24 protein-coding genes are annotated in these 22,260 nt (G+C 68.9%); 11 read left to right on the top strand and 13 right to left on the bottom strand.

What is annotated here, in order from left to right:
• Window positions 1–14 precede the first annotated feature (14 nt).
• Both STRIP9103_RS01470 and STRIP9103_RS01465 read right to left on the bottom strand, forming a co-directional pair.
• Window positions 15–800, bottom strand: coding sequence for a dienelactone hydrolase family protein (locus STRIP9103_RS01470; protein ID WP_009294530.1), 786 nt, complete (start codon window positions 798–800; stop codon window positions 15–17).
• Window positions 801–882: 82 nt separating this feature from the next.
• Window positions 883–1,641: an NADPH-dependent F420 reductase gene (locus tag STRIP9103_RS01465; protein ID WP_009294496.1), complete on the bottom strand. Its 759-nt coding sequence runs from the start codon at window positions 1,639–1,641 to the stop codon at window positions 883–885.
• A 102-nt stretch (window positions 1,642–1,743) separates the two neighbouring features.
• Between STRIP9103_RS01465 and STRIP9103_RS01460 the strand changes: the two genes are divergently transcribed.
• From STRIP9103_RS01460 to STRIP9103_RS01445, 4 genes are all read left to right on the top strand, one after another.
• Window positions 1,744–2,361, top strand: coding sequence for a TetR family transcriptional regulator (locus STRIP9103_RS01460; protein ID WP_009294532.1), 618 nt, complete (start codon window positions 1,744–1,746; stop codon window positions 2,359–2,361).
• A 262-nt stretch (window positions 2,362–2,623) separates the two neighbouring features.
• Entirely contained in the window at window positions 2,624–2,818 is a 195-nt protein-coding gene (locus STRIP9103_RS01455) for a hypothetical protein (protein WP_009294448.1), read from the top strand.
• Between the two features lie 170 nt (window positions 2,819–2,988).
• Entirely contained in the window at window positions 2,989–3,195 is a 207-nt protein-coding gene (locus STRIP9103_RS01450; RefSeq protein ID WP_009294524.1) for a hypothetical protein, read from the top strand.
• Between the two features lie 94 nt (window positions 3,196–3,289).
• Window positions 3,290–3,775, top strand: a complete 486-nt coding sequence (locus STRIP9103_RS01445; protein ID WP_009294460.1) for a carboxymuconolactone decarboxylase family protein — start codon at window positions 3,290–3,292, stop codon at window positions 3,773–3,775.
• Between the two features lie 357 nt (window positions 3,776–4,132).
• Here STRIP9103_RS01445 and STRIP9103_RS01440 read toward each other — a convergent pair whose 3' ends face one another.
• The 6 genes from STRIP9103_RS01440 to STRIP9103_RS01415 all read right to left on the bottom strand — a co-directional run bounded on the left by STRIP9103_RS01440 (window position 4,133) and on the right by STRIP9103_RS01415 (window position 9,396).
• Window positions 4,133–4,732: a 3'-5' exonuclease gene (locus STRIP9103_RS01440; RefSeq protein ID WP_009294504.1), complete on the bottom strand. Its 600-nt coding sequence runs from the start codon at window positions 4,730–4,732 to the stop codon at window positions 4,133–4,135.
• 74 nt (window positions 4,733–4,806) lie between these two features.
• Window positions 4,807–6,195 (bottom strand): serine hydrolase domain-containing protein, encoded by a 1,389-nt coding sequence (locus tag STRIP9103_RS01435; protein WP_009294515.1) that lies wholly within the window; start codon window positions 6,193–6,195, stop codon window positions 4,807–4,809.
• Window positions 6,196–6,388: 193 nt separating this feature from the next.
• Window positions 6,389–6,724, bottom strand: a complete 336-nt coding sequence (locus tag STRIP9103_RS01430; RefSeq protein WP_009294462.1) for a GatB/YqeY domain-containing protein — start codon at window positions 6,722–6,724, stop codon at window positions 6,389–6,391.
• Between the two features lie 188 nt (window positions 6,725–6,912).
• Window positions 6,913–7,935, bottom strand: coding sequence for a hypothetical protein (locus tag STRIP9103_RS01425; RefSeq protein ID WP_009294494.1), 1,023 nt, complete (start codon window positions 7,933–7,935; stop codon window positions 6,913–6,915).
• A gap of 115 nt (window positions 7,936–8,050) precedes the next feature.
• A complete protein-coding gene (locus STRIP9103_RS01420) occupies window positions 8,051–8,605 on the bottom strand; it encodes a GNAT family N-acetyltransferase (RefSeq protein WP_009294438.1) in 555 nt (184 codons plus the stop codon).
• Complete coding sequence (locus tag STRIP9103_RS01415; protein ID WP_009294544.1) at window positions 8,602–9,396, bottom strand: class I SAM-dependent methyltransferase; 795 nt, start codon at window positions 9,394–9,396, stop codon at window positions 8,602–8,604. The genes STRIP9103_RS01420 and STRIP9103_RS01415 overlap by 4 nt, the downstream gene beginning before the upstream one ends.
• A gap of 145 nt (window positions 9,397–9,541) precedes the next feature.
• Here STRIP9103_RS01415 and STRIP9103_RS01410 point away from each other — a divergent pair, with 145 nt between their 5' ends.
• Both STRIP9103_RS01410 and STRIP9103_RS01405 read left to right on the top strand, forming a co-directional pair.
• Window positions 9,542–10,021, top strand: a complete 480-nt coding sequence (locus tag STRIP9103_RS01410; RefSeq protein ID WP_048819496.1) for an Lrp/AsnC family transcriptional regulator — start codon at window positions 9,542–9,544, stop codon at window positions 10,019–10,021.
• A 382-nt stretch (window positions 10,022–10,403) separates the two neighbouring features.
• On the top strand, window positions 10,404–10,826 hold the full coding sequence (locus tag STRIP9103_RS01405; protein WP_141569528.1) for a hypothetical protein: 423 nt from the start codon (window positions 10,404–10,406) through the stop codon (window positions 10,824–10,826).
• Between the two features lie 294 nt (window positions 10,827–11,120).
• Here STRIP9103_RS01405 and STRIP9103_RS01395 read toward each other — a convergent pair whose 3' ends face one another.
• A complete protein-coding gene (locus STRIP9103_RS01395) occupies window positions 11,121–11,417 on the bottom strand; it encodes a GYD domain-containing protein (RefSeq protein ID WP_009294503.1) in 297 nt (98 codons plus the stop codon).
• 533 nt (window positions 11,418–11,950) lie between these two features.
• On the opposite strand from STRIP9103_RS01395, the gene STRIP9103_RS01390 reads away from it, so the two are divergent.
• Window positions 11,951–12,391: a hypothetical protein gene (locus tag STRIP9103_RS01390; RefSeq protein ID WP_009294523.1), complete on the top strand. Its 441-nt coding sequence runs from the start codon at window positions 11,951–11,953 to the stop codon at window positions 12,389–12,391.
• A gap of 463 nt (window positions 12,392–12,854) precedes the next feature.
• On the opposite strand, the gene STRIP9103_RS01385 is transcribed toward STRIP9103_RS01390, so the two are convergent.
• Both STRIP9103_RS01385 and STRIP9103_RS01380 read right to left on the bottom strand, forming a co-directional pair.
• The gene (locus tag STRIP9103_RS01385) at window positions 12,855–14,105 is read right to left on the bottom strand and encodes a transcriptional regulator (protein WP_234022083.1); all 1,251 of its coding nucleotides are present in this window, start codon (window positions 14,103–14,105) and stop codon (window positions 12,855–12,857) included.
• Between the two features lie 10 nt (window positions 14,106–14,115).
• Window positions 14,116–15,423 carry an RNA-guided endonuclease InsQ/TnpB family protein gene (locus tag STRIP9103_RS01380; protein WP_009294540.1) on the bottom strand — a complete coding sequence of 436 codons (1,308 nt, stop codon included), beginning with the start codon at window positions 15,421–15,423 and terminating at the stop codon, window positions 14,116–14,118.
• 28 nt (window positions 15,424–15,451) lie between these two features.
• Between STRIP9103_RS01380 and STRIP9103_RS45750 the strand changes: the two genes are divergently transcribed.
• From STRIP9103_RS45750 to STRIP9103_RS01370, 3 genes are all read left to right on the top strand, one after another.
• A complete protein-coding gene (locus tag STRIP9103_RS45750) occupies window positions 15,452–15,655 on the top strand; it encodes a toxin-antitoxin system HicB family antitoxin (RefSeq protein WP_100243811.1) in 204 nt (67 codons plus the stop codon).
• 140 nt (window positions 15,656–15,795) lie between these two features.
• Complete coding sequence (locus tag STRIP9103_RS01375) at window positions 15,796–16,047, top strand: tetratricopeptide repeat protein (protein WP_181800542.1); 252 nt, start codon at window positions 15,796–15,798, stop codon at window positions 16,045–16,047.
• A 14-nt stretch (window positions 16,048–16,061) separates the two neighbouring features.
• The gene (locus STRIP9103_RS01370) at window positions 16,062–16,427 is read left to right on the top strand and encodes a hypothetical protein (RefSeq protein WP_009294486.1); all 366 of its coding nucleotides are present in this window, start codon (window positions 16,062–16,064) and stop codon (window positions 16,425–16,427) included.
• A gap of 148 nt (window positions 16,428–16,575) precedes the next feature.
• Here STRIP9103_RS01370 and STRIP9103_RS01365 read toward each other — a convergent pair whose 3' ends face one another.
• Both STRIP9103_RS01365 and STRIP9103_RS01360 read right to left on the bottom strand, forming a co-directional pair.
• Entirely contained in the window at window positions 16,576–16,953 is a 378-nt protein-coding gene (locus tag STRIP9103_RS01365; protein ID WP_048819489.1) for a beta/gamma crystallin domain-containing protein, read from the bottom strand.
• 173 nt (window positions 16,954–17,126) lie between these two features.
• Window positions 17,127–18,011, bottom strand: coding sequence for a DMT family transporter (locus STRIP9103_RS01360; protein WP_009294439.1), 885 nt, complete (start codon window positions 18,009–18,011; stop codon window positions 17,127–17,129).
• Window positions 18,012–18,295: 284 nt separating this feature from the next.
• Between STRIP9103_RS01360 and STRIP9103_RS01355 the strand changes: the two genes are divergently transcribed.
• On the top strand, window positions 18,296–22,198 hold the full coding sequence (locus STRIP9103_RS01355; protein WP_009294472.1) for a glycoside hydrolase family 2 TIM barrel-domain containing protein: 3,903 nt from the start codon (window positions 18,296–18,298) through the stop codon (window positions 22,196–22,198).
• Window positions 22,199–22,260 lie beyond the last annotated feature (62 nt).

Raw genomic sequence — 22,260 nt, 5'->3', positions numbered from 1 at the left:
CCACCGGGGGTCGCTCACAGGTTGCGGCCCAGCAGCTCCAGCAGAGCCGTCCAATGGCGTTCCGTCGCCCCGACGTCGTACATCGCGGTGTCGGCCTGGGTGAAACCGTGGTGGGCGCCGGGGTACACCTCGCCCCGGTGGCGGACGCCGGCCGCGGTGAGGGCCTTGTCGAGGCGGTCGATCTGCTCGGCGGGGTTGGTGGCGTCGTTGTCGGCGTGGCCGAAGTACAGCTCGGCGGTGATGCGGTCGGCGAGCAGATGGGGGCTGTCCGGCGCCTCGGTCGCGAGGTACGCCCCGTGGAACCCGGCCGCGGCGGCCACCCGCTCCGGATACGTCCCGGCCGTCCGCAGCGCCAGCCCCGCGCCCATGCAGTAACCGGTGATCCCCACCGGGCCGCCGTTCGTCAGCGGCGAGGCCTCCAGCCAGTCCAGATAGGCGCCGGCGTCCCGCATCGCCGCCTCCGGCGTCAGCTCCCGCATGATCGGACGGATCCGCTCGAATATCTCCGGCCGCTCCGCCGGGTTGATGAACTCGGGCAGCTCCACCAGCGGCGCACGACCGCTGCGGTACATCACGTTCGGCAGCAGTACGACATAACCGGCCGACGCCAGCCGCTCCGCCATCCCCTTCAGATGCGGCCGTACCCCGAAGGCGTCCATGTACATCAGCACGGCGGGACGCGGGACGCCGTCGGCGGGCCGGACGAGATGGGCGTCGACGGTTCCGTCCGGGGTGGGGATGTCCGTCGAGGACGCCTGCACGGGGAGGGGAGTGAGGGCCGGGTTCGAGGTCGAGGTCATGGGCTCGTTTCCTTGCGCGGGTGAGGGTGAGAGAGGGGGTGGGGGTGGCGGCGGGTCGGCCGGCGGGTGGGGAGCCTTCGGCTCAGTCGTCGGCGAGGCCCATGCGCGCGCTGCCCGCCGGGAGTCGGACGGCCGCGTCGATCAGCTCCTTCACCCGGGCGACGGGCAACGGCACCCCGGGCGTCTCGAAGAACCAGCGTCCGGCCTCCTCCTGGCTGAGCCCGGCGGGCCGTTCCGCCAGATACGGCTGGACGTACACCGGCGTACCGGGCTCGCTGCGCCAGCTGTCGGCGAGCGTGCCGAGGTCGACGGCGTCGTAGCCGAGGACGTCGAGGAGCCGGGTCACCTCCGCCTTGGCCGCCGCGTGGTCGCCCGCGATCGGCAGGGCACTGCGATCGGCGGCACCTGCGGGCCGGGCGCTGGTGAACAGCCGCCGGAAGTCGATGTTGTTGAACGCCTTGACCACGTACGACTCGGCCAGGTGCCGTTGCACCAAGGCGCTGGAGGTGAGGTCGCCCGCGTCCAGCTCGGCGAGGCGGCCGTCGCGGTCGGGGTAGTAGTTCATGGTGTCGATCACCGTCTTGCCGGCCAGATCGGCGGCGGACAACCGCTCGTACGCGTGCAGCGGGATCGTCGCCACGACCAGGTCACCGGTCCGGGCGGCCTCGGCGGGGGTGGCGGCGCGGGCGCGGTCGCCGAGTTCCTCGACCAGCTCGGCGAGGGTCTCCGGGCCGCGCGAGTTGCTCAGTACGACGTCCAGCCCGGCGGCGACGGCGAGCCGCGCCACAGCGCCGCCGATCATGCCGCTGCCGATGAGTCCGAGGGTCTGTGGCTTGGCCATGGTATGGGGGTCTCCATGAGAGGGAGTGCCGTATGTGAAACCAAGTGTCACGCTAGCCACTGAGATCCACGCCTGCAAGCCGCAGGGAGGTAGCATCACGGCGTGAGCGGAGCAGCACGGACGAGCGCGACGAGCGCGGCTCGGACGAACACCAGGGACATCGCACGGGCCGCCGTACGGGCCCAACTGGCTCAGGTGGCCTTCGAGTTGTTCCGCCGTGAGGGCTTCGACAAGGTCACCCTGGACGACCTGGCGGCAGCCGCCGGGGTGTCCCGGAGCACCTTCCTGCGCTACTTCGGCACCAAGGAGGACGCCGTCATCGGCGCCTTCGACGCCCACGGCAACCTGGTCGCCGACGCCCTGCTCACCCGCCCCGCCGACGAGGACGACTGGACCGCGCTGCGGCGCGCGCTCGACACGGTCATCGAGCGCTACCACCAGGACCCGGCCGGTTCCCTCGCCACCACCCGCCTGGTCCAGGAGACCCCGGCGCTGTGCGCACGCCAGCTGGAGAAGCAGAGCCGCTGGCGGCCCACCCTGGCCAGGGCCCTCGCCGAACGCCACGGCACGTCGGGGGAGCCGACGCTCGCCGAGTCCGTCCTGGCCGCCGCCGCCATCGACTGCCTCAGCATCGCCGTCGACCACTGGAGCGCCTCGGACGGCCACCTCGACCTCGTAGCCCTCCTGGACGAGGCCTTCGCGACGCTCGCGCCCCGCTGAACGGGGAGTGGGCGTCTGGGGAGTACGCCCTTCCGGGGTAGTAGCAGGCCGCGCCGAGAGCGGCGGGGTGTACCTGGCTACACCCCCGTTCCGGGAGAGCACTCCCTCGTGGCGGCGCCCGCCGAACGGGATCGTCGATGTCACGAGGTCACGCCGACCTCGCAGGTCAAGCGGCCACACGAGGCACGCAGGACCGCATCAGTCAGCGGCTCCCCCGCCGGGGAGGTCCATGGCTCCCCGATCCTCCCCGAAAGGAAACCCCATGAAGGCGCTGCTCGGTTCGAAGCCGGTCCTGTGGTTCCTGTTCCTGTTCAACCTCGCCGTCGCCGCGGTCGCCCCGTTCGTCGTCGACGGCAGCCAGGGCATGGCGACCGGCGTCGGCATGGGCGTCGTCTCCCTCGGCGCGGGCGTCAGCCTCCTCCGCGGCCGGAGCCAGGGCCGGACCCACCGGGCCTGACCCACCAGGCCGTACGCATCGGGCCTGACCCACCGCCGGGGACAGCGCACCCCGGCCCGCCCCGGCTCACCCCCGGCCCACCCCGGGCCCGGCGGCCGGACTCCCCCACGTCCGACCGCCGGGCCCGTTCGGCTCCCGCGTCACCCCCCGCAGAGGGGAAGATGACGAGCGTGATCACACCCATACTCGTCCTCGTCGGCATCCTCGTCCTGGTCATCGGCGGCTGCGTCTGCGTCTTCCTGGCCGCCCGGGGCAACGCCCCCCGCTGGGTACGCGCCGTCTCCACCGTCACCCTGACCGTCGGCGAACTGACCCGCATCGCCAGCCGCAGTTCCGGCAGGTCCGGCAGTTCCGGGCAGAGCGGTGACGACGGCTGAACGAGACGCAGGTCACATGCGGCGCTGTCACATCGCTCCGAGCCGTTCCGTCGTAGGTGTGTAGCCATCGACCACAACGGCAGAGGAACACACCATGACCACGGAAGCCCGTCTGAACCTCTTCGCCAACGCGACCGCCGGCAAGCTCATCAAGCACTTCAGCTCTGCCGGCAAGGTCATCACGGACTCGGCGCTGCCCCTCGCGACGCAGGAGTTGGTGAAGATCCGCGCGAGCCAGATCAACGGCTGCGGTTTCTGCCTCGACATGCACACCAAGGAGGCCGCCGCAGCCGGTGAGAGCCCGACGCGGCTCCACATGGTCGCGGCATGGCGTGAGGCCACGGTCTTCACCGAGGCCGAGCGCGCCGCCCTGGAGCTGACCGAGCAGGGCACCCGCATCGCCGACGCCTCCACCGGCGTCACGGACGAGGCCTGGGAGAACGCCGCCAAGCACTACGACGAGGACCAACTCGTCGCCCTGGTCTCCCTGATCGCCGTCATCAACGCCTTCAACCGCCTCAACGTCATCCTCCAGCAGCCGGCGGGCGACTACCAGCCCGGCCAGTTCGCCGCCATCTGACATGAACGGCATCTGACATGTCCGGCATAAAGGAGAGGCCCCGGACGTGTCCGGGGCCTCTGCGCCGCTGCCGGCCCGTCCGGGCTACCGAACACTTGCCCAGTGCTCCACCCTTCAGGGGGGAGGCGTAGGGCATCCTGCCCACAGCGGCCTGAAGGGCCGCAGCGGCACGGATAGAATCGCCTTGTCCGACAACGGAGTTGTCGGACCTACCGCCGGACGGGCGGGAAGTCAGGCCTGCGGAGGCCGTGTAAGACCGACCCTCACCGGTCGGCAGTGGCCAGTGAAACAGGAACCCAAGGGGGTACCGCGTAGCGGTACGGACCGGAATCTCCTGCTCTCGGGCAGGAGAGGACGTCAAAGCAGTCCCTTCGGCAACGTGACCCCCGCCCCGGCCAGATGCCTCAACACCGCCGCGATCGAGTGGCAGTCGAAGAGGGCCGAGTGTTCGCCGCCGGATCCGCCTGTGGGCCGGGGCAGGTCCAAGGCCTGCCACAGGCGGCCCGAGTTGATGGAGACCGTGGTCGGAGCAACGGTGTTCAGCCAGGGGCGGATGTTCAGGAAGGTGGGGGCCAACGGGTTGTTCTTGACTTCCTCGCCTCGGGACCGCGCCCAGCCGATGTTCTCGCCCAGGACGAGCATGTCGTTGCCGTAGGAGAGGACGGGGTCTTCCTGGCAGAAGCCCAGGAAGTCGCCCAGGGCCTGGGCCGGGGGGACGCCGTCGCGGTCCAGGGTCTGCTGGTCGATACCGGTGAGGGTCGTGAAGAAGGGGCTGAGGCGCGGATTGACCACCGGGTGGACCAGCGTCTCGTACCCCTCGATCACCGAGCAGTCCTCGGCCAGGCGCAACGCCCCGATCTGCACGATCTCGCGGAGCTGGCCGGGGGCGGACCAGTTCTGCTCGTACGCCCCCGGCCAGGTCGTGAATTCGAGGTCGAAGACAACGAAGGTGGACAAGACGGCACGCTCCCTGTGATGCGTCGGCGGTCGGCTCCAGCGGTTACAGGAGCGTTCTACCCACCGAGGGTTCGTCAGTTCGGGGTAATCGCACGGCTCCCGGTGGACAGGTCCACTCCGAGCAGGCCGTCGGGGAGGACCCGCCGGGCCTCCGCCGCTGCGGCCGTGTCTGCCGTCGCCTCGGCGGTCCGTAGCGACTCCGGTGACTTCGGCGTCTCCGGCGACGCCTCCGGTGTCGGACACAGCGCCTCGACGATGTGCGTGTTCAGGGCATCGTCGATCGGGCTCGGCTCCAGGGCCGTGCCGTCCTCGTTCAGGCGCTGGTACTTCATGAGGTTCCAGCCGATGGAGATCTGGCGGTCGCCGTCGGCGCGGGTGAGGCTGATCGTGCCGGCGCCGAAGACGGCTCCGTCGTGGCCCCAGAAACGTCCGCAGTCGGGGAGTTCGAGGGTGTAGATGCCGAGGCCGTAGTCGATCGTCGCGCCTCCGCCCGCGGCGACCGCGACCGGAACCGTGCGCTGCATCTCGGTCAGGGACGCCTCGCCGATCAGCTCACCGGCCAGCAGTCCGCGGTAGAAGCGGTTCAGGTCGTCCGTCGTGGAGACGATCGCGCCTGCGGTGTAGGCCCAGGACATGTCGTAGACGCTGTAGTCGCGGGGCGGGTCGATCAGGCCGTAGAAGGACTCGTACATCCTGGGGTGCGGGCCCTTGATGTACGGGGTCCTCGCGTACGTGGTGTGACGCAGGCCGGCGCGGTCGATGACGTTGCGGGTGATGTACGTCGACGCCTTCTGACCGGTGACCTTTTCGAGGAGGAGGCCGGCGATCACGTAGTTGGTGTTCGAGTACGAGCCGGGTTGTGCGCCGGGGCGGCCGGTGGCGGGGGCCGCGAGGCCGAGGCGTACGAGTTCCTCGGGGCCGATCGAGCGGAAGCGGTGCTCGTCGAGGCTGGAGGTGGAGTTCTGGGCCAGGGAGGGGAAGGCGCCGAGGATGTAGTCGCCGATGTGGCTGGTGTGGTTGAGCAGCATCCGTACGGTGATGGCGTCACCGCGGGCCCGGTCGGCTCCGGGCGCGGTCCCGTCGAAGAGGTCCGGGAGGTAGTCGGTGACCGGGGCGTCGAGGCTGATGCGACCGCGCTCCACCTGCTGGAGGATCGCCACCGACGTGAACGTCTTGCTGATGCTGCCCACCCGTTGACGCATGTTCGGCGTGACCTCGCGACCGGTGTCGACGTCGGCGAGCCCCGAGGCACCGGCCCAGCGGTCGCGGCCGTCGCGCACGGCGGAGTACGTGCCGTACATGCCCGCCGAGTGCACGGCGTCCAGGGTGGTGCGCAGGCCGGCCCGGTCTAAGGAGGTGGGGGCCGGAGCCTTGGCCCTGGGCGCGGCGGACGCCGTGGGCGCGGCGGCGACCAGCAGAAGTGAGGTGCCGAGTGCTACCCCGACAAGGCTCTTGATACGCACGACTTGTTCGTCCCTTCCTCGTGTCCGGTCAGGCGATTGTCACGAGGAATCGCTGCGCCTTACATCGTTCCCTTGGACGATCATGTTCACGGCGCGGCCATGACAGATGTCATGCGCCATGTGTCAGGTGTCATGCGCCAAGTGGCATGTGACATGTCTCAGGTCTCAGGTCTCAGGTCTCCGCCGAGGCGTCCTACGAGGTGCCGTCACCGTAGGCGCCGTCACCGTCGAGGAACCCGAGCAGCACCGCGGCCTCCGCGCGGAGCCGCGCGACGCGGTCGGCGTGTGCGGGTGCCGTCAACTTGGCGGCCACGTCGAGGCGTTCGGCGGCCTCCGCCCGCACGATGTCCACCACGCCGCGCTCGCTCAGCTCCCGCCGCGCCGCCTCGGTGGCACCGGCGCCGGCCGGCGACTGTTCGAGGGCCACGCCACGCAGCTCGGCTTCGCCGACGGGCACCGCCTCGGCGTTGTCGAGCGCGGCGAGCGTCGCGCGCAGGGCGCTCACCGCGGCCTGGTCGCGGGCGCGCATCGCTTCCGGCAGGGCCTGACGCATACGGACACGTAGGGACATGGGCCGGACCCTACGATCACGCGCCCGGCCCCACAACGGGATATCCCCGAACTCAGGGGGCCGCGGTCGGCCTCGTCGAGCGTGCTCGACCGCGGCCCTGTCGGACGGTGGACGGTGGACGGTGGACGGTGATCAGTGACCGGAGGTCAGAGCCCGTAGCGGTACTTCAAGTGGCGCCAGAAGTCCCGGAACATCCACTTGTCGAACTCGGTGATCTGGGCGGCGCTGCCGGCCTTCATGAGGAAGCAGCACTGGCCGGTCGGGGTCCAGTCGTAGAAGTCGTCGAGACCGAAGGTGTGGCCGACCTCGTGGAGGTAGATGTGGATGTTCTCCTGGCCGAGGGCACCGGTGAAGTACGCGCGGCCCATGCGCTGGCCCCAGTCGCCGCCGGCGCCGCCCTGGAAGCCCTCGGTGAGCCAGAGGGACTGGTCGTAGTGGCGGGCGGCGCCACCGGGACAGCGGGAGTAGTTGCCGTCCTGGTGGAAGAAGCGGCCGCAGTCCGGGGAGCACTGCGGGGCGCCGGCGCCGTCGAGGATGCCCGTGTAGATGTCGACGGAGTTGTCGGTCCACTGGAGGGTGGAGCGGTTCTTCACCGCCCAGCCGACGATGTTGACGGGGACGTTGGTGTACGGCCAGGCGTTGTGGCCCTGGCCGTTGTCGAGCATGGCCGCCATCCACTTGCCGAACTGCTTCTTCAGCGCGGCGTGGATCTGGTCGCGGAGCGCGGCGCTGACCGGGGTGTCCGACTCCCAGCGGACGCAGTAGTTGACGCTTCCGCGGTTGGCCATGATCTGGTCCCAGCCGTAGTTCCGGAAGCCGTACAGGTCGGGGTACGTGGACGAGACATGGTTCCAGACCTCGTTGAGCGGTTGGACGAGGTTGGAGGGCGGGTTCCAGACGTCGGCCGCGGTCGCCTTCGACGCCGCCGGGTCCGTGGCCACCGGAGTCATTCCTTCGGCGGCCTTCTCGACCGCCTGTTCCACGGCCGCCTCAGTCCTGGCCGCGTCGATCGCCGGCTGCGCCGAGGACGGGGTCGTCAGACCGGGGGCGAGGAGCAGTGCGGCGACCGCCGAGAAGACGGCCAGTAGTCGTACGAGGGGGCGTGCGAAGGGTCGCGCGAGGGGACGAGCGAGGGGCCGTACGAGGTGACCCCTGATGCGGGTGCGCATGGTGAACTCCCTGTGGGGGGGTGGGGGGCGGGATTTCACGTGCTGTGCTGTTTTTCTTACGCTCGTTTCGGTTACTGCACCCACTGGTTGCCGCCGGGGGCCCCGAAGGTTGCCGTCACTTCGGGGCGTGCGATACGGAGCTCGCCGTGTGCCAGGCGACGCGGAGTTTGGCGGGAGTGCCGTTGAGGCGTTCGGGATGGCCGCCGGGCGGGGACACCATCGTCTTCTCGACGCATCGACCGCCGTACGACTCGTAGAACTTCCGGGCGGCCGTGTTCTGTTCGAGGACCCAGAGGTACAGGGACGTGCCGTCGACCGCCCGCCCGGCGACCTCCTCGGCGGCCCGGGTCAGGAGCCGGCCGCCGACTCCGGTGCGTCGACGGTGGTGGCTGACATGGAGGTTGTCGACCAGACTGCCCCAAGCGGCATCCTCGTCGAGGACGACATGGACGAAGCCGAGCAGCTCACCGGCGACGTCCTCGGCGAGGATCGTGACACCCGCGTCCGGCTCGGCGAACCGCGCCGCCCACACCGCCTCGCGGTCCGCCACCACATCGCCGTCCAGGAAGGCGTCGGCGTACGCACCCCGGTAGTGGCGGCGCCAGCTGTCGGCATGCAGCCGCGCCACGCCCACGGCGTCGGCGGGCCCCGCGAGGCGCAGAGCGGTCACGCTGTCCTCCTGACCGCCACGGTCCGCATGCCCCCGGGGCCCACGTCCTCCCGTACGACATGCAGCCCGGCGGCGCGGAGTTGCCCCAGTACCCAGGTGTGGGAGAGCCGCAGCTTGCGATAACTGTGGGCAGTCATGACCCAGTTGTCGTGGTCGCCGCCGCCCTCGCGGGTGTGGATCAGGTCATGAACGACGACCGTGTAGTCGTCGTAGTCGTCCGGGTACTCCAGGAAGCAGGTCATGATGCGGTCCTCGGTGGCCCGGACCGGGAGGAAGCGGTCGGTGCCGGTGAGGGGGACCGTCAGATCGCGGTAGGCGAAGAGGGCCGTGCCGTCGAGCGAGAGCGCGGTGGCCACGGCGCCGAACAGGGCGGCCACGTCTCCCCTGGTCGACAGGTGGGTGAGCGTGTCGCCGAGGCATACGACCGCCGCGGCCGAGCCGGGTCGGACCAGCTCACGCAAGGCGGTGCGGACGTCGGCCCGCACCGGTCGTACGGCCGGTATGTCGACGGCGTACGCGGCCAGCTCGTCCAACAGCGGCCGGCTCAGATCGACGGCGAGCACGGAGTCGAAGCCCAACTCGGCCAGGGCCAGGCTGCCGTACCCCGGCCCGCACCCCAGATCCACGGCCAGGCTCCCGCCCGCCCCGCCTTGCCACCCCTCCCCCGGCACCACACCCCACTCCGCGAGCCCCGCCCGCTGCCCCGCGACCAGCGCGGCCGGATCACCCCCGAGCATCCAGGTGTAGTGCTCCGCGAGAAACCGGTCGTAGTGCTCGGCGACAGTGGTCATACGGCGATGCTCCCTTCGGATCCGGCGGACGCGGGCTTGCGCGGCAGCGCCCCTTGTGGCGGTGGGCGAGGCGAACCTAGTGCGAAATCCGGCGAGTTGGAGATCGGACCGAACCCAATTCGGTGAGTGCCCCAAAATGGCGGTCATGGACGGCATTGATTCGGCGATCCTCGGTCATCTGCAACGCGACGCACGGCTGACCAACCGGGAGTTGGCACGGCTGGTCGGGATCGCGCCCTCCACCTGCCTGGAACGGGTACGAGCGCTACGGGCACGCGGCGTGATCACCGGCTACCACGCGGTTGTACAACCCCGACTGCTCGGCCGCGCCCTCCAGGCCCTGGTCTTCGCCCGCCTCCGCCCGCTGAGCCGGGACGTGATCTCAGGCTTCGAGGCGTATCTCGCCGGGCTGCCCGAGGTGATCTCCGTGTTCGTGGTCTCCGGCGACGACGACTTCATCATCCACGTGGCCGTCTCCGACATCGAACGCCTCCACGCCTTCCTCATGGACCGCGTCAGCGCCCGCCGTGAGGTGGTGACCTTCCGCAGCTCGGTCATCTACCAGCAGACGAATGTCCAGGTACTCACACCGATGGGGGACGCGGAACATGAAGGGGCTACCTGAGGGACGTCGAGGCCGGTGCACGCCACGACCGGAGAAGGGAGCGACCGCCCAGCCCCAGCCGGACGTCCCTTACTTCCACCAGCGCCAATCCCGGCCTCCTGCCACACGCCGCAACGACGCGCACAGAAAAGCCGATCACGGCCACTGTCAACCATCAGCTGAGACGAACTGTCAACCATCTCCCGGGACCGGACACTCGGACCATGGCAGCTCCCGCCCAAAGTCTCTCCATGCCGACCTTCGCTGCCAGGCGCACGGACCGTAATCGCGAAGCGCGCCCCAGCCCCATTGACACCAGGACTTGAACACGTTCAAGATGATGTTCGCCGCTTCCTTGAGGCGTCGCTACCGAGCATGTGCGAGACACAAGGGGCAGGGCCGTATGGCTGCCAACCAGCATCAGCGGATACGACGTGCATTCATGGGCGCTGCGTTGGGATGTGCGGTGACATTTTTGTTGGCCTCCTGTTCCGACTACCCAGTCGAGGTCAACACCGTTGATCAACTGACGGGCGTGTGGTCGGACTGGACCGGGGCGACAGTTGAGTTCAAGGACGACGGCACGTTCACGGCCAAGGGCTTGGACAAGGCGGACGTCGTCGGCTGGGGGTGCTCCGGGTTCGCCGAACGGCAACATGGAACCTGGTCTCCCTCCGGAACGTATGGCACGGTCACCTTCGACGGCGTGGACTGCGAGGAGATGAAATTGGCCTTCTACGGCTCCCCGGATTCCTTCATCGCCTGTTTCACTCGGGACGTGACTGCCGGGGGGTGCACGAACGAATTCAGCCGGGAGAAAGGCTGATCCGAGTGGTCCTGGCCGCGCACCGACTACGTGATCGCCACGTCTCGGAAGAAGCGCAAGATGCGCAAGAAGCGCTGGCTCCAGCTGACATCCACGGGTGACATCAACAGCGCCGGACGCGGGCACCCATGCACGGGCTGGCGCGTCCGCCCCCACCACGCGCTGACGCCGCCGGGCCGGGCTTGGACCGAACTCCTAAAGCGGGTGTCGCAGGTTCGAATCCTGCCGGGGGCACCACGGAAGGCCCTGGACCTATCAAGGCCAGGGCCTTTGGCATATACGTCTCCCACGTCCTCAGCCGGCGGCCTTGGCGATGATGCGATCCATCTCCTCTCGGCCAAAGGCCCGCAGGGTCGTGGTACGGACGTTACCCACCCCGCCGAGCTGCAGGAGCGCGGCGGTGGCGGTTTCGTCGTCGGGCGCCTCAACAACGGCCACGAGGTCGTACGGACCGACGGTCCAGTAGAGGTTCAGGAGCTTCGCCCCGAGCTTCTGTACCGCTGAACCGAAGGCCTCGGCCCGCTTCGCGGTGTCCTTGTAGTTTCGGATCCCCTGATCGGTCCAGTTCAGCAACGTGACATACGTCGGCATGGTCTTTCACCTTCATGAGGGAACGCATCGCGAGTCCAATCCTGGATGCAATGGCGGAAACGCGCACAAGGTGCGCACCTGAACGAGTAATACGAGCGATCACAAGTTGTTGATCACGGTGGTGGAACCTCTCAGCGCCCAGCTGTACAGCAGGGAAGTACCGCAACCACAGCGACCGCAGCCGACATCCAACGACCCTCAACGGCAGGCTGACCAGCTCACCGGACCTCAATAACCACCAGCCGAGAGTTCGGGACGAAGAGGTCCGTGCCAGAGGCGTGCCAGATGCAGCGGGGAACCACGGGGAACGCCGGGGAATCGGGTGACGGCCAACCAGGCGCCGAAGCCGCTCAGTCGCAGGCCAGGACGAGCCCCACCTCTAAAGCACCCAAGCTTCCCAAGCTGAGAGCTTTTGCGCTGTCATCATGGGCTTCTGACCGTCGTGGCTGGCTATGGTCGGCTCCTGGCGGGGACACCCTGAGGAAGGGCTGGACACCCCTGCGGCCGGCCCACAGCGCATCAGGAGGCTGAGGATGGGCTCCGTCATCGTAGGCGTCATCGGGACCTTGCTGGGAGTGTTGATCGGCGGTGCCCTCCAGCAGGTACAGGCCTTGCACAGCCACAAGTGGCAACGTGAAGACGTCCTCAACGACGCGAAACGCAGGATCTACACCGAGTACCTGAGGTCGATCAGCGCAAGCTATAGCCAAGCGAGGTCGGGCGAGAGAAAGCGGTCTGAGGACGCAAGTCTTCGTGCCGCGACAGCAGAAATCACAATCCTCTCCGGCAACGAGATCCATAAACCGGCCGGAGACCTCACAGAAAGAGTCCTGGCTGTGCACTCCCGTATTGCCGCAGGCAGCGGCGTCACGGATGCAGAGGTTGACGATGTCGATCAGCAACGTCGCCGACTGATCGATCTCTTCAAGTCGGACCTTGGGGTCACAGACCATCCCAGGCGGTACAGCCGCTGACAACCGGACAGAAACCCTCTGTGCCCAGGAGGGCCCGGCGGCTCGCGGCTCCTGTCCGTCTCCGTTTCCGTCTCATTCAGCCCTGTTCACGGTCGTTCAGACGAGACACTGAGCCGTGCCAGCATCGTCGGCCAGCCGCGCATGAACCCAGGTGAACGGCCCCGTCCGAAGCCCTTGAGGCCACCAACAGACTTGGAAAGCGTGTTGGGGGGCTCAGGACGCCAAGGCGACGGGGTTGTCGGGCTGATGCCGGGTTCGTACCGGGCGCCTCCGCCTTCCGACGGCGCCCAGTACAGGTCGAGGCTGCTCATCGGCCGTCCGCCCTCTCCCCTGGTCCTGCCGGTCGTACGGTCCTGCTGTTGTTCTCAGTCCGGGTTCACACGTCCGTCCCTGCTGTCGTCCGTCCCCGGCAGCGAAGGGGATCGCGTAGCCGGGTCAGGGAGCGCTCGGTGCGTTCCGGTTTCTACGCGGCGGCGACCAACTCGCGGGCCCGTTCGCTGAAGTCCGCGACGAGGCGATGCCGCCCGAACGGCTGCATGCGCTTCTGCAGGTCCTGCACCGCCTCGACGGCCCGCGACGACTTCACCTGCCCCGTCAGTTTGAGGGTGCGGAGACCCGCCGAGTACGCGGCCTCAAGGTCACGCCGTTGCAGGTGGGACACGGCAAGCGCGGCCTGCGACATCGCGCCTCGCCGGGCCCGCTTCTGCATGGCCGCGTGGCTGATGGACCGGCGGGCGTGTTCCTCGGCCGCCTCGGGTTCGCCCAGGTCGCGGAAGGTGTTCGCGTGCTCTCCGTGCAGGTACGCGGGGTCGATGAACGCCGCCCAATCCGGTTCGTCGGCGAGGTCGACATTTTCGTACGCCCGTTCCGACTGGACGACGGCGTGCGCTGCCGCCGACTTCTCACCGAGCAACGCGAGCGCCCTCGCCTCAAGGCACCACAGGTCGGCCAGGCACGCGGGCGAGGTGGCCTTCGACAGCCCTTGACGGCCGGCCTGTGCCAGTCGGCGGCCCTCGGCCGGATTGCCGAGCAGTGACGCTTGGTCGGCCATCCCCGCGAGTACGTGCGCGCCGAGTGCCGGGTTTCGGGATTCTTCCGCGAGGCGCAAGGACTGGATCAAATAGCGCTGAGCGAAGCTGTGTTCGCCGTTGTCGTAGGCCATCCACCCGAGCAGGTACGTCTGTTCCGCCGCCGCCTCGCAGAGCGCGTGCCGTACGTCGTCGCCGTGGGCACGGCGCAGCAGCGGGTACACGTGCTGGTTCATGTACTCGGCCAGCACCAGCCGCCCCGAACCCCCGCCTTGGAAGATGTCCATGCGCTGGAAGGTCGTGAACATGTTCTTCACCGCGGTCACGTCCTCAATGCGTACCCGCGGGCCGGGTCGGGGTTCCTGATCGAGTGTGTTCAACAGCCAGTCGCGCGAGGGCCCGATCCCCGCGACGGCCGCAAACGGTGCGCCTGCAAGGAACTTTCGTCGGTCCACGTCAGCTCTCCCCAGGTCTGCGACGACTTCCACCGTAGTTGTGTACGAGGAGTTGTACACGAGTGCGACATCGGCCGACCCACTGTCGCCGAGCCCGAGATCGTACGTTGTGACCCGAAACCCGAAATGGTCAGAGAACACGCCCGCCAGGATCTCCGGCACCGGATCGCGCGGCGTATCACCTTCGAGCCAGTGGCGGATGCGTGACGCGTCTGGCGAGATGTTTGACATCCTCCCCCTCTTAAAAGAGGGGGATTCCAACCCAGGTGGGTTGAGGTTCACGGACGCTCGACCGCTGATTGGGCGGTGTCGTCCCTCCGGCACCGGCTGATCGCCGGGGGCGGGGAATCCCGCCCTGTCCTGCCGCGACGTTGGTTGCTGCGTTGGTGTCCGCGTTGCAGGTGAAGCCGCAGGATACGCAGACGAACTCGGCTTGGCTCTTGCGCGAGTTCTTCTCGATCCATCCGCAGGCACTGCACCGCAGACTCGTATACGGGGCGGGTACGTCTTCGACCCTGCCGGGGGCTTTGTGCTCGGTGCGCTGCCGGAGCCGTCCCCACCCTTGAGCGAGGATGCCCCGGTTCAACCCGGCCTTGGCCGCCCGTCCGTTCTTCAGGAACTGTCCGGGCTGCTCGGGGTCGGGCTTCGGCTTCACCGACGCCGTCATATTCTTGATGTTCAGCTTCTCGAACCGGACGAGGTCATAGGTGCGGGCGAGCATCGTGCTCGTCTTCTCGCACCAGTCCTTGCGCCGGTCGGCTTCGCGGGCCTTCAGGCGTGCGACCTTCGCGTACTCGGCCGCCTTCTTCTCGCTGCCCTTGGGAGCGCGGGCCGCCCTGCGCTGGTGCTTACGGATCTGCGCCCGCTCCTTGACGGTGAGCTGCGGGCAGTTCAGCTTCCGGCCGTCCGATAGGGCGGCGGTGATAGTCACGCCCCGGTCGATGCCGATCACCTCACCCGTGCCGGGCGCGTCGACCGGCTCGGGGATCACCGCGAACGCGATGTGCCACTGACCGTTGCGGAAGGTGATCCGGAACGTCTTGGCCCGAGGAAGCACACTACGGGTGAGGCGGAAGCGCACCCAGCCGCAGCCGGGAACCCTGACCTGAGCCCACCGGCGGTTGAGCTTCTGCACGATGACCGAACGGCCCACGACCTGCTTGCCGGTCTTCGCGTTCAGCTTCGCCGTGCCGTCCTCGTTGAACTCCGGAACCCGGTCGGTCCCGATGACACGGAAGCCCTCATGCCGGAACTTCTTGCGCCAGGTCGGCTCACCGAATCCGGAGGTGAAGCGGGCGTTCTTGGCCTTGGCGAAGTCCTTCAGTGCCTGCTGCTGCACGTCGGCGTTTCCAGCGCCGAGCCATTCGTTCTCGCGGCGGGCTTCGGTGAGCTGGCGGCACTGCTCGGCGAAGCCGGGCGCTGACTTGCGCCACCTGCACCAGTGCGAATGCTGTTCAACGGCGAGGTTCCACACGTACCTCGCGTGCGCGCAGTGCAGCAGCATCTGCTGCTCCTGCTCGCCTGTGGGGTACATGCGAAACCTTGCCATGGTCCCATTCTAGCTCAAGAATGGGACCATGAAGCATGTGAACCTGAGACTCCCCGACGATCTGCACGAACAGGCCGTGGCCGCTGCCGCTGCCGACGACCGCTCCCTGAATTCCTGGCTGGTCTCCGTCGTGCGACACGCTGTTGAGTCCGGCGAGACACCGAATCGCCCTGGCGGCGATTCGGCTTCCCCTGCCCCGCTGCGCGGGAGCGGGCATTCACCCCGGCCGTAAACGACCGGGCACCCTGCACGAATGGCGGGTGGCTCCGGTTCGACGGCACACGGCTGGCCGAGGAGCGCGGTGCGCGATACGTGCGGCTCGGCCGTCTTGATCTGGCGGAAGAGACCCTTGAACGGGCGTTGGACCAGACCGTGCCCGCTTCCGGACACTCGTACCGCCGAAGGGCCGCGGTGCTGGTCGACCTGGCCGTGATCGGGGCCAGGCGCCGCGACCCGGACCAAGTGATGGTGTACGCCCGTGAAGCGCTGGACCTGGCCCGCTCGTCCTCGTCGGGGTATGTCGCCCATAGACTCCGAACCCTGTGTGACGAGTTGGGCCCCTTGAGCCGGAATCGCAGGATAGCGGGGCTGGGGGCGGAGATCGCCACGCTGAAGACGCCGTGACGAGAGGGGCTGGCATGTCACAGACTGAAGGCGCGCGACTGTTCCGGGAAGCCTGGATCGCGGGGGTGCGTCGGCACTTCCCCGGCGAGCCGAAGGCCGGTTATGTGACCCCGTGGGACGACACACCCCAGTGGGAACGTGAGGCGGCCGGAGCCGTGTACGAGCAGGTCCGCCAGTTCGTCGGGATCAGCGGCGGGTGCACGGCGCGGCTGTCCCGTGAGCAGAAGAGCCGCTTCGTCGCCATCTGCTGGACCGCCCAGATGTTCAAGCACTTCGACGACCCGAAGCCGGGCTATGTGGCCGACTGGCCCGACCTGCCGTCCTGGCAGCAGGAGACGGACGCGGACATCTTCGAGGCCATCGAGAAGTCGCTGAGCTGATACCGAGCTGGCAGCCGTCGCCCCGTCGAGTACTGGGTGCTGACTCGACGGGGCGACGCGGGCCCCTCCGGCTCGCCAGGAAGACGGGCCCGGCGGACCCCCACGGTCCGCATGGCCCCCGCCCCCGCGTCCCGGAAAAGCGATGTCATCAGTAAATGGTGATCTGCTCGATCTTGTGGACCTTGCCAGTGGGGGAACCCGACGCGCGGCCGAGGTCGAAGGCGTAATACTTGGGGAGTCGGCCCGAGTCCCACTGTGGGCCGCCCAGGACCGTGCGGAACTTGAAGCTCACCTCGTTGTTGCCGGTGTTCATCCATCCCACGCCGTAAATGGCGACGTCTATGGTGCCGGCGTTGGCGAAGCAGGGATTGACGCCGTCGGTCTCGAAGTAGAGGAACTCACCGTAGTTGCCGCAGTCCACCCGGTTGATGGCGTGGGCGGGGAGGGAGGTCGCGAGGGTGGCCGCCAGCGCGGCACCGGTGACACCGACGAAACGCAGGGCGCGACGGACAGTCGAACGGTTCATCAAGGGCCTCTGATTCTCACGGTCGAGCCGAAGGGGAAGGGGCGTTCGGCCAGTGAGAGTCACTTGAATCCGAATAGGTTGCCAGGAAACGGCAAGGGCCATCGCGGTGTGCCCTTACGGGCAAGGGCAATTGCCCTCGCGTCGCCCCATCCCTCTTCATCCCCCATCCCCCTTCATCCCCCACCCCCCTTCGTCCCTCCATCGGCAGCCGTCGCCTCCTCCCCCACCGATCCCCCCGCCTCCCCGAACCGCGCCAACGCCACCGCCCCCGCCACACAGCACACGAACCCCAGTACCGCCGGCGCCCCGTACCCGTGCCGGGTCGTGTCGCCGAGCCACGCCACCCCGAACACCCCCGGCCACACGGTCTCGCAGATCACCATCGCCGCCGTGGCCGCCGTGACCGAGCCGGACTCCAGGGCCTGGACGAGGAGGAGGTAGCCGCCGAGTCCGGAGACGACGACGGCGTACGCGGCGGGGTTGGCGAAGACCGTCGGCACCGTCGTGTCGGGCAGCAGACGGACGGCGACCGCGGTCAGGCCGAAGCTGAGGCCGGCCGCGGCGCCGAGGACGACGGCACGTCCGCGCCGCAGCCGGCCGCCCAGCATCCAGCCGAGCGCCACCACCAGCAGCGACGCCCCCAGCATCGCCCCCCGCAGCGGTGTGTCGCCGTCGCCGGTTCCGTCGTGCCCGGCGGACACCGCGAGCGTCGCCAGCCCGAGGCATACGACGATGACCGCGCCCCACTCCGCACGCCGCAGCCGCAACCCCAGTACGGCCGTGCCGACCACGGCCGTGACCGCCAGCGAACCGGCGACGAACGCCTCCACCAGGAACAGCGGCACCAGCCGCAACGCCCCGACCTGCGCCACGAACCCGAGCGTGTCCAGCCCCGCCCCGGCGAGGAAGGGCCAGCCGCGCAGGGCCTTCGCCACGACCCGCCCCCGGCTGTGCTCCCCCTCCGCCGCCGCCGCCCGCCGCGCCCCCACCGCCTGCAACACCGTCGCCGTACCCATGCACACCGCGGCGCACAACGCCAGCACCACACCCGCCACCATGCGCGCACCGTAACGACGGGCCCCCGCCCCACACCCGCGACACCACCGGGACCCCACCCGCACGGCCGCCCTCACCAGCCACGCGCCCTCTCTCCCGCCCCCACGACCGCACGCACGACGGCACGCACGGCCGCCCGCACGACCGCACAAAGTCCGACAGATTCATTGCTTCAGTTCTGTTCGAAGTCCTAGGGTGTGCCGGGATTTCTCAACATCATCAGACAGCATCCGACGCTCCCTCTGTACGTGCACCACCAAATGTCGTCCCGAGGAAGGCCCCGGCAATGCACCACCCCCACCCGCGCCCCGTCGTAAGCCGCCGCCGTCTCCTGGAGGGCGGCGCCGCCGTCCTCGGCGCCCTCGCCCTCCCCGGCGGCTCCGCCCACGCGGTCCCCGGCATGGAGTCAAAGGCCGCCGCCACCCCCGAGTGGAACGGCAACATGGCCCTCTTCCGGGTCGGCGCCGAGCCCCCGCACACCACCCTCATGCCGTACGCCGACGTCAGACAGGCCCTCGACGGAGACCGCACGGACTCCCCGTACCGTGTGAGCCTCGACGGGAAGTGGAAGTTCGCGTACGCGGACCGCCCCGACGACCGCGACCCCGACTTCTACGGCACCGACGTCGACGACAGCGACTGGGACACCATCCCGGTGCCCTCCAACTGGCAGTTGCACGGCTACGACTTCCCGATCTACGTCAACATCACCTACCCGTGGTGGGGGCCGAACGGCAAGGGGGAGGACGCGCAGCCGCCGGCCGCGCCGACCCGGTACAACCCGGTGGGCCAGTACCGGCGGACGTTCACCGTGCCGCGCGACTGGGCCGGGCGCCGGACCTTCCTGCACTTCGAGGGTGTCAAGTCCGCGCACTACGTGTGGGTCAACGGGGAACTGGTCGGCTATTCCGAGGACTCGTACACACCCGCCGAGTACGACATCACCCCGCACCTCAAGCCGGGCCGCACCAACCACCTCGCCGTCGAGGTGTACCGCTACTCGGACGGCGACTGGCTGGAGGACCAGGACATGATCCGGCTGAGCGGGATCTTCCGCTCGGTCTACCTCTACTCCACCCCGGTCGTACACCTGCGCGACTTCAAGCTGGACACCCCGCTCGGCGACGACTACACGACGGCCGAGCTGTCCGTCACGGCGAGCGTGCGGGCGTACGCGGGCGGGCACGAGGGGTCGTACTCCGTGGAGACCCAGCTCTACGACGCCCGCGGACACGCCGTCTGGTCCCGGCCGCTCCAGCAGAGCGTCACCGTCGGCGGCGCGACGGGCGAGGACGTGACCGTACAGGCGGCCAGAGCCGTCCCCTCCCCTTCCCTCTGGTCGGCGGAGCACCCGTATCTCTACACCGCCGTACTCCGCCTCCGCGATCCGCGCGGCAAGGTCGTCGAGACGCTCTCGCACCGTGTCGGCCTGCGCGAATTCGCGCTCAAGGACGGGTTGATGCGGATCAACGGGAAGCCGGTCTCCCTGCGGGGCACCAACCGGCACGAGATGCACCCGGACCGGGGCATGGCCCTCACCCGCGCGGACCTGGTGAAGGACATCGGGATCATCAAGCGGATGAACATCAACACCGTCCGCACCTCCCACTACCCCAACAACCCGCTGTGGTACGAGCTGGCGGACGAGTACGGCCTCTACCTCGTCGACGAGACGAACCTGGAGACGCACGGCATCCGCGACCGCTACCCCGGCAACGACCCCGACTGGTCCGCCGCCTGCGTCGCCCGCGCGCAGAACATGGTCCACCGCGACAAGAACCACGCCTCCGTCGTCATCTGGTCGCTCGGCAACGAGGCCGGCGGCGGCAGCACGTTCGTCAACATGCGGAACTGGATCAAGTCGTACGACACGACCCGTGTCGTCCAGTACGAGGGCGACGACCGGCCGACGATCAGCGACATCCGCTCGGAGATGTACGACAGCCCGCAGCGGGTCGAGCAGCGGGCGAAGGACACCGCCGACACCCGGCCGTACGTGATGATCGAGTACGCGCACTCGATGGGCAACTCGACGGGCAACCTCACGAAGTACTGGGACCTCATACGCCGCTACGACGTCCTGCAGGGCGGCTGGATCTGGGACTTCGTCGACCAGTCGATCAGCACCCCGACCCCGACGCGGAAGCTGTTCACCGAGACCGGGCCGAACGCGCTGCGTGGCGAACTCCAGAATCCCGCCGGCACGTTCGACCGCGACAAGGGCGTCACCTACGCGACCGTCTTCGCACGCGACGACTCCCTCGACCTGACCGGCTCGCTCACGCTGGAAGCCTGGGTCACCCCGCACCACACGGGCTACCACCAGCCGATACTCGCCAAGGGCGACACCCAGTACGCGCTGAAGCAGTCGGGCAGCAGCCTGGAGTTCTTCATCTACGGCGGCGGGCAGTGGGTCTCCGCCAGTTGGGCCCTGCCGGCGGACGGCTGGACGGGCACCGAGCACCACATCGCCGGTGTCTTCGACTCCGCCTCCGGCGCCCTCACCCTCTACGTCGACGGCGAGGTGAAGGCCACCCGCACGACGACCCGCAGGCCCGCGGGCAACACCGCCCCCCTCGCCCTCGGCACGGACACCGACAACCCGACCCGCGAGTTCAGCGGGACCATCCGGCGCGCCCGGGTCTACGCCCGCGCTCTCACCGCCGCCGAACTGGCCTCCGACGCCCGGGGCCCGAAGGACGACGACGTACGTTTCTGGTTCGACGCGGCCACGGTCGGCTTCGAGGAGAAAAAGCCCCGCAAGCCGTACGACAAGACCTTCTTCGCGTACGGCGGCGACTGGGGCGACCACCCCAACGACGGGGCCTTCGTCGCCGACGGCATCGTCACCGCCGACCGCGGCCACACCGGCAAGGCCGCCGAGGTCAAGCGGGTCTACCAGGCGATCAACGTCACGGCCCGGTCGGGGGACTCCCCCGGCGCGGTCACCCTCGTCAACGAGTACCTGTTCACCAACCTCCGTGAGTTCGACGGCAGTTGGGCGCTCGTCGCCGACGGCGAGGTCGTACGACGCGGCAGGCTGACCCGCGCCCAGCTCGACGTGCCGCCGCTGTCCAGCAAGGACATCACGGTCCCGGTGAGGCTGCCGGCCGACCCCGCCCCCGGCACCGAGTACTTCCTGCACCTCTCCTTCACCACCAAGGAACGCACTCCGTGGGCGAAGGCCGGCTTCGAGGTCGCCGGACAGCAGCTCGCCCTCGACGCGGGCAGCCCGGCGGTGGCCCCGGTACCGCTGGCGAGGGTGCCGAGGCTGAGGTTCAAGGACGGCGAGGGCACGGTGACGATCACCGGCGACGACTTCTCCGTCACCGTCGACAAGAAGAGCGGAACCCTCACGTCGTACGTCGCGGGCGGCACCCGGCTCCTCGGCTCCGGGCCCGTGCCCAACTTCTGGCGGGCCCCGACCGACAACGACAACGGCAACGGGCAGCACGTCCGCAACCAGACCTGGCGGGACGCGGGCGCGCGGCGGAAGGTGACGGGCGTCGAGACGCGGGCACTGACCGACCGGGCCGTCGTCGTCACGGTGAAGGGCACTCTGCCGACGACCACCGAGTCCACGTACACGATGACGTACACCGTCTTCGGCAACGGTGAGATCAAGGTGGACCAGACCCTCCACCCGGGCGCCGCCTCACTGCCGTACATCCCGGAGGTGGGCACCCTCCTCTTCCTCCCTCGCCGCCTCGACCGTCTGCACTACTACGGCCGCGGCCCCGAGGAGAACCACTGGGACCGCAAGGACGGTACGGACGTGGGCCTGTACTCCGGGACCGTCGCCGAGCAGTGGACCCCGTACATCCGCCCCCAGGAGAACGGCAACAAGACGGACGTGCGCTGGGTCGCGCTCACCGGACGCGACGGCGAGGGGCTGCTGGTCTCCGCCGAGCCCGGCACCCTCCTGGAGTTCAACGCCTCGCACTTCACCCCCGAGGACCTGTCGAGGGGGGTCCGCCACGACTACCAGCTCACCCCGCGCGACGAGGTCGTCCTCCGCGTCAACCACCGCCAGATGGGCATCGGCGGCGACAACAGCTGGGGCGCCCACACCCACGACGAGTTCAAGCTCTTCGCGAGCCGCGACTACTCGTACACATACCGGCTCCGCCCGCTGACGGACGTGGACGAGGCGATGACGGCGTCGCGTCGGCCGACAGCTACGGAGTAGCACAGCGAACGCACAATCAGTGACGCGGCGCAGGTGAGAGCGGCCCTCGGAGGACTTCCTCC

Source organism: Streptomyces ipomoeae 91-03, from assembly GCF_000317595.1.
GTDB lineage: Bacteria > Actinomycetota > Actinomycetes > Streptomycetales > Streptomycetaceae > Streptomyces > Streptomyces ipomoeae.
Note: the sequence above shows the minus strand (reverse complement) of the source record. Positions and strands in the feature narration are given on the sequence as shown.

Bases quoted from the DNA above. Each gene is read 5' to 3' on its own strand.
- STRIP9103_RS01455 (WP_009294448.1), top strand. From the start codon at position 2,624: ATGAAGGCGCTGCTCGGTTCGAAGCCGGTCCTGTGGTTCCTGTTCCTG.
- STRIP9103_RS01425 (WP_009294494.1), bottom strand. From the start codon at position 7,935: ATGCGCACCCGCATCAGGGGTCACCTCGTACGGCCCCTCGCTCGTCCC.
- STRIP9103_RS01365 (WP_048819489.1), bottom strand. From the start codon at position 16,953: ATGAACCGTTCGACTGTCCGTCGCGCCCTGCGTTTCGTCGGTGTCACC.
- STRIP9103_RS01415 (WP_009294544.1), bottom strand. From the start codon at position 9,396: ATGACCACTGTCGCCGAGCACTACGACCGGTTTCTCGCGGAGCACTAC.
- STRIP9103_RS01470 (WP_009294530.1), bottom strand. From the start codon at position 800: ATGACCTCGACCTCGAACCCGGCCCTCACTCCCCTCCCCGTGCAGGCG.
- STRIP9103_RS01355 (WP_009294472.1), top strand. From the start codon at position 18,296: ATGCACCACCCCCACCCGCGCCCCGTCGTAAGCCGCCGCCGTCTCCTG.
- STRIP9103_RS01370 (WP_009294486.1), top strand. From the start codon at position 16,062: ATGTCACAGACTGAAGGCGCGCGACTGTTCCGGGAAGCCTGGATCGCG.
- STRIP9103_RS01385 (WP_234022083.1), bottom strand. From the start codon at position 14,105: ATGTCAAACATCTCGCCAGACGCGTCACGCATCCGCCACTGGCTCGAA.
- STRIP9103_RS01430 (WP_009294462.1), bottom strand. From the start codon at position 6,724: ATGCGCGCCCGCGACCAGGCCGCGGTGAGCGCCCTGCGCGCGACGCTC.
- STRIP9103_RS01395 (WP_009294503.1), bottom strand. From the start codon at position 11,417: ATGCCGACGTATGTCACGTTGCTGAACTGGACCGATCAGGGGATCCGA.
- STRIP9103_RS01445 (WP_009294460.1), top strand. From the start codon at position 3,290: ATGACCACGGAAGCCCGTCTGAACCTCTTCGCCAACGCGACCGCCGGC.
- STRIP9103_RS01360 (WP_009294439.1), bottom strand. From the start codon at position 18,011: ATGGTGGCGGGTGTGGTGCTGGCGTTGTGCGCCGCGGTGTGCATGGGT.
- STRIP9103_RS01465 (WP_009294496.1), bottom strand. From the start codon at position 1,641: ATGGCCAAGCCACAGACCCTCGGACTCATCGGCAGCGGCATGATCGGC.
- STRIP9103_RS01390 (WP_009294523.1), top strand. From the start codon at position 11,951: ATGGGCTCCGTCATCGTAGGCGTCATCGGGACCTTGCTGGGAGTGTTG.
- STRIP9103_RS01380 (WP_009294540.1), bottom strand. From the start codon at position 15,423: ATGGCAAGGTTTCGCATGTACCCCACAGGCGAGCAGGAGCAGCAGATG.
- STRIP9103_RS01405 (WP_141569528.1), top strand. From the start codon at position 10,404: ATGGCTGCCAACCAGCATCAGCGGATACGACGTGCATTCATGGGCGCT.
- STRIP9103_RS45750 (WP_100243811.1), top strand. From the start codon at position 15,452: ATGAAGCATGTGAACCTGAGACTCCCCGACGATCTGCACGAACAGGCC.
- STRIP9103_RS01410 (WP_048819496.1), top strand. From the start codon at position 9,542: ATGGACGGCATTGATTCGGCGATCCTCGGTCATCTGCAACGCGACGCA.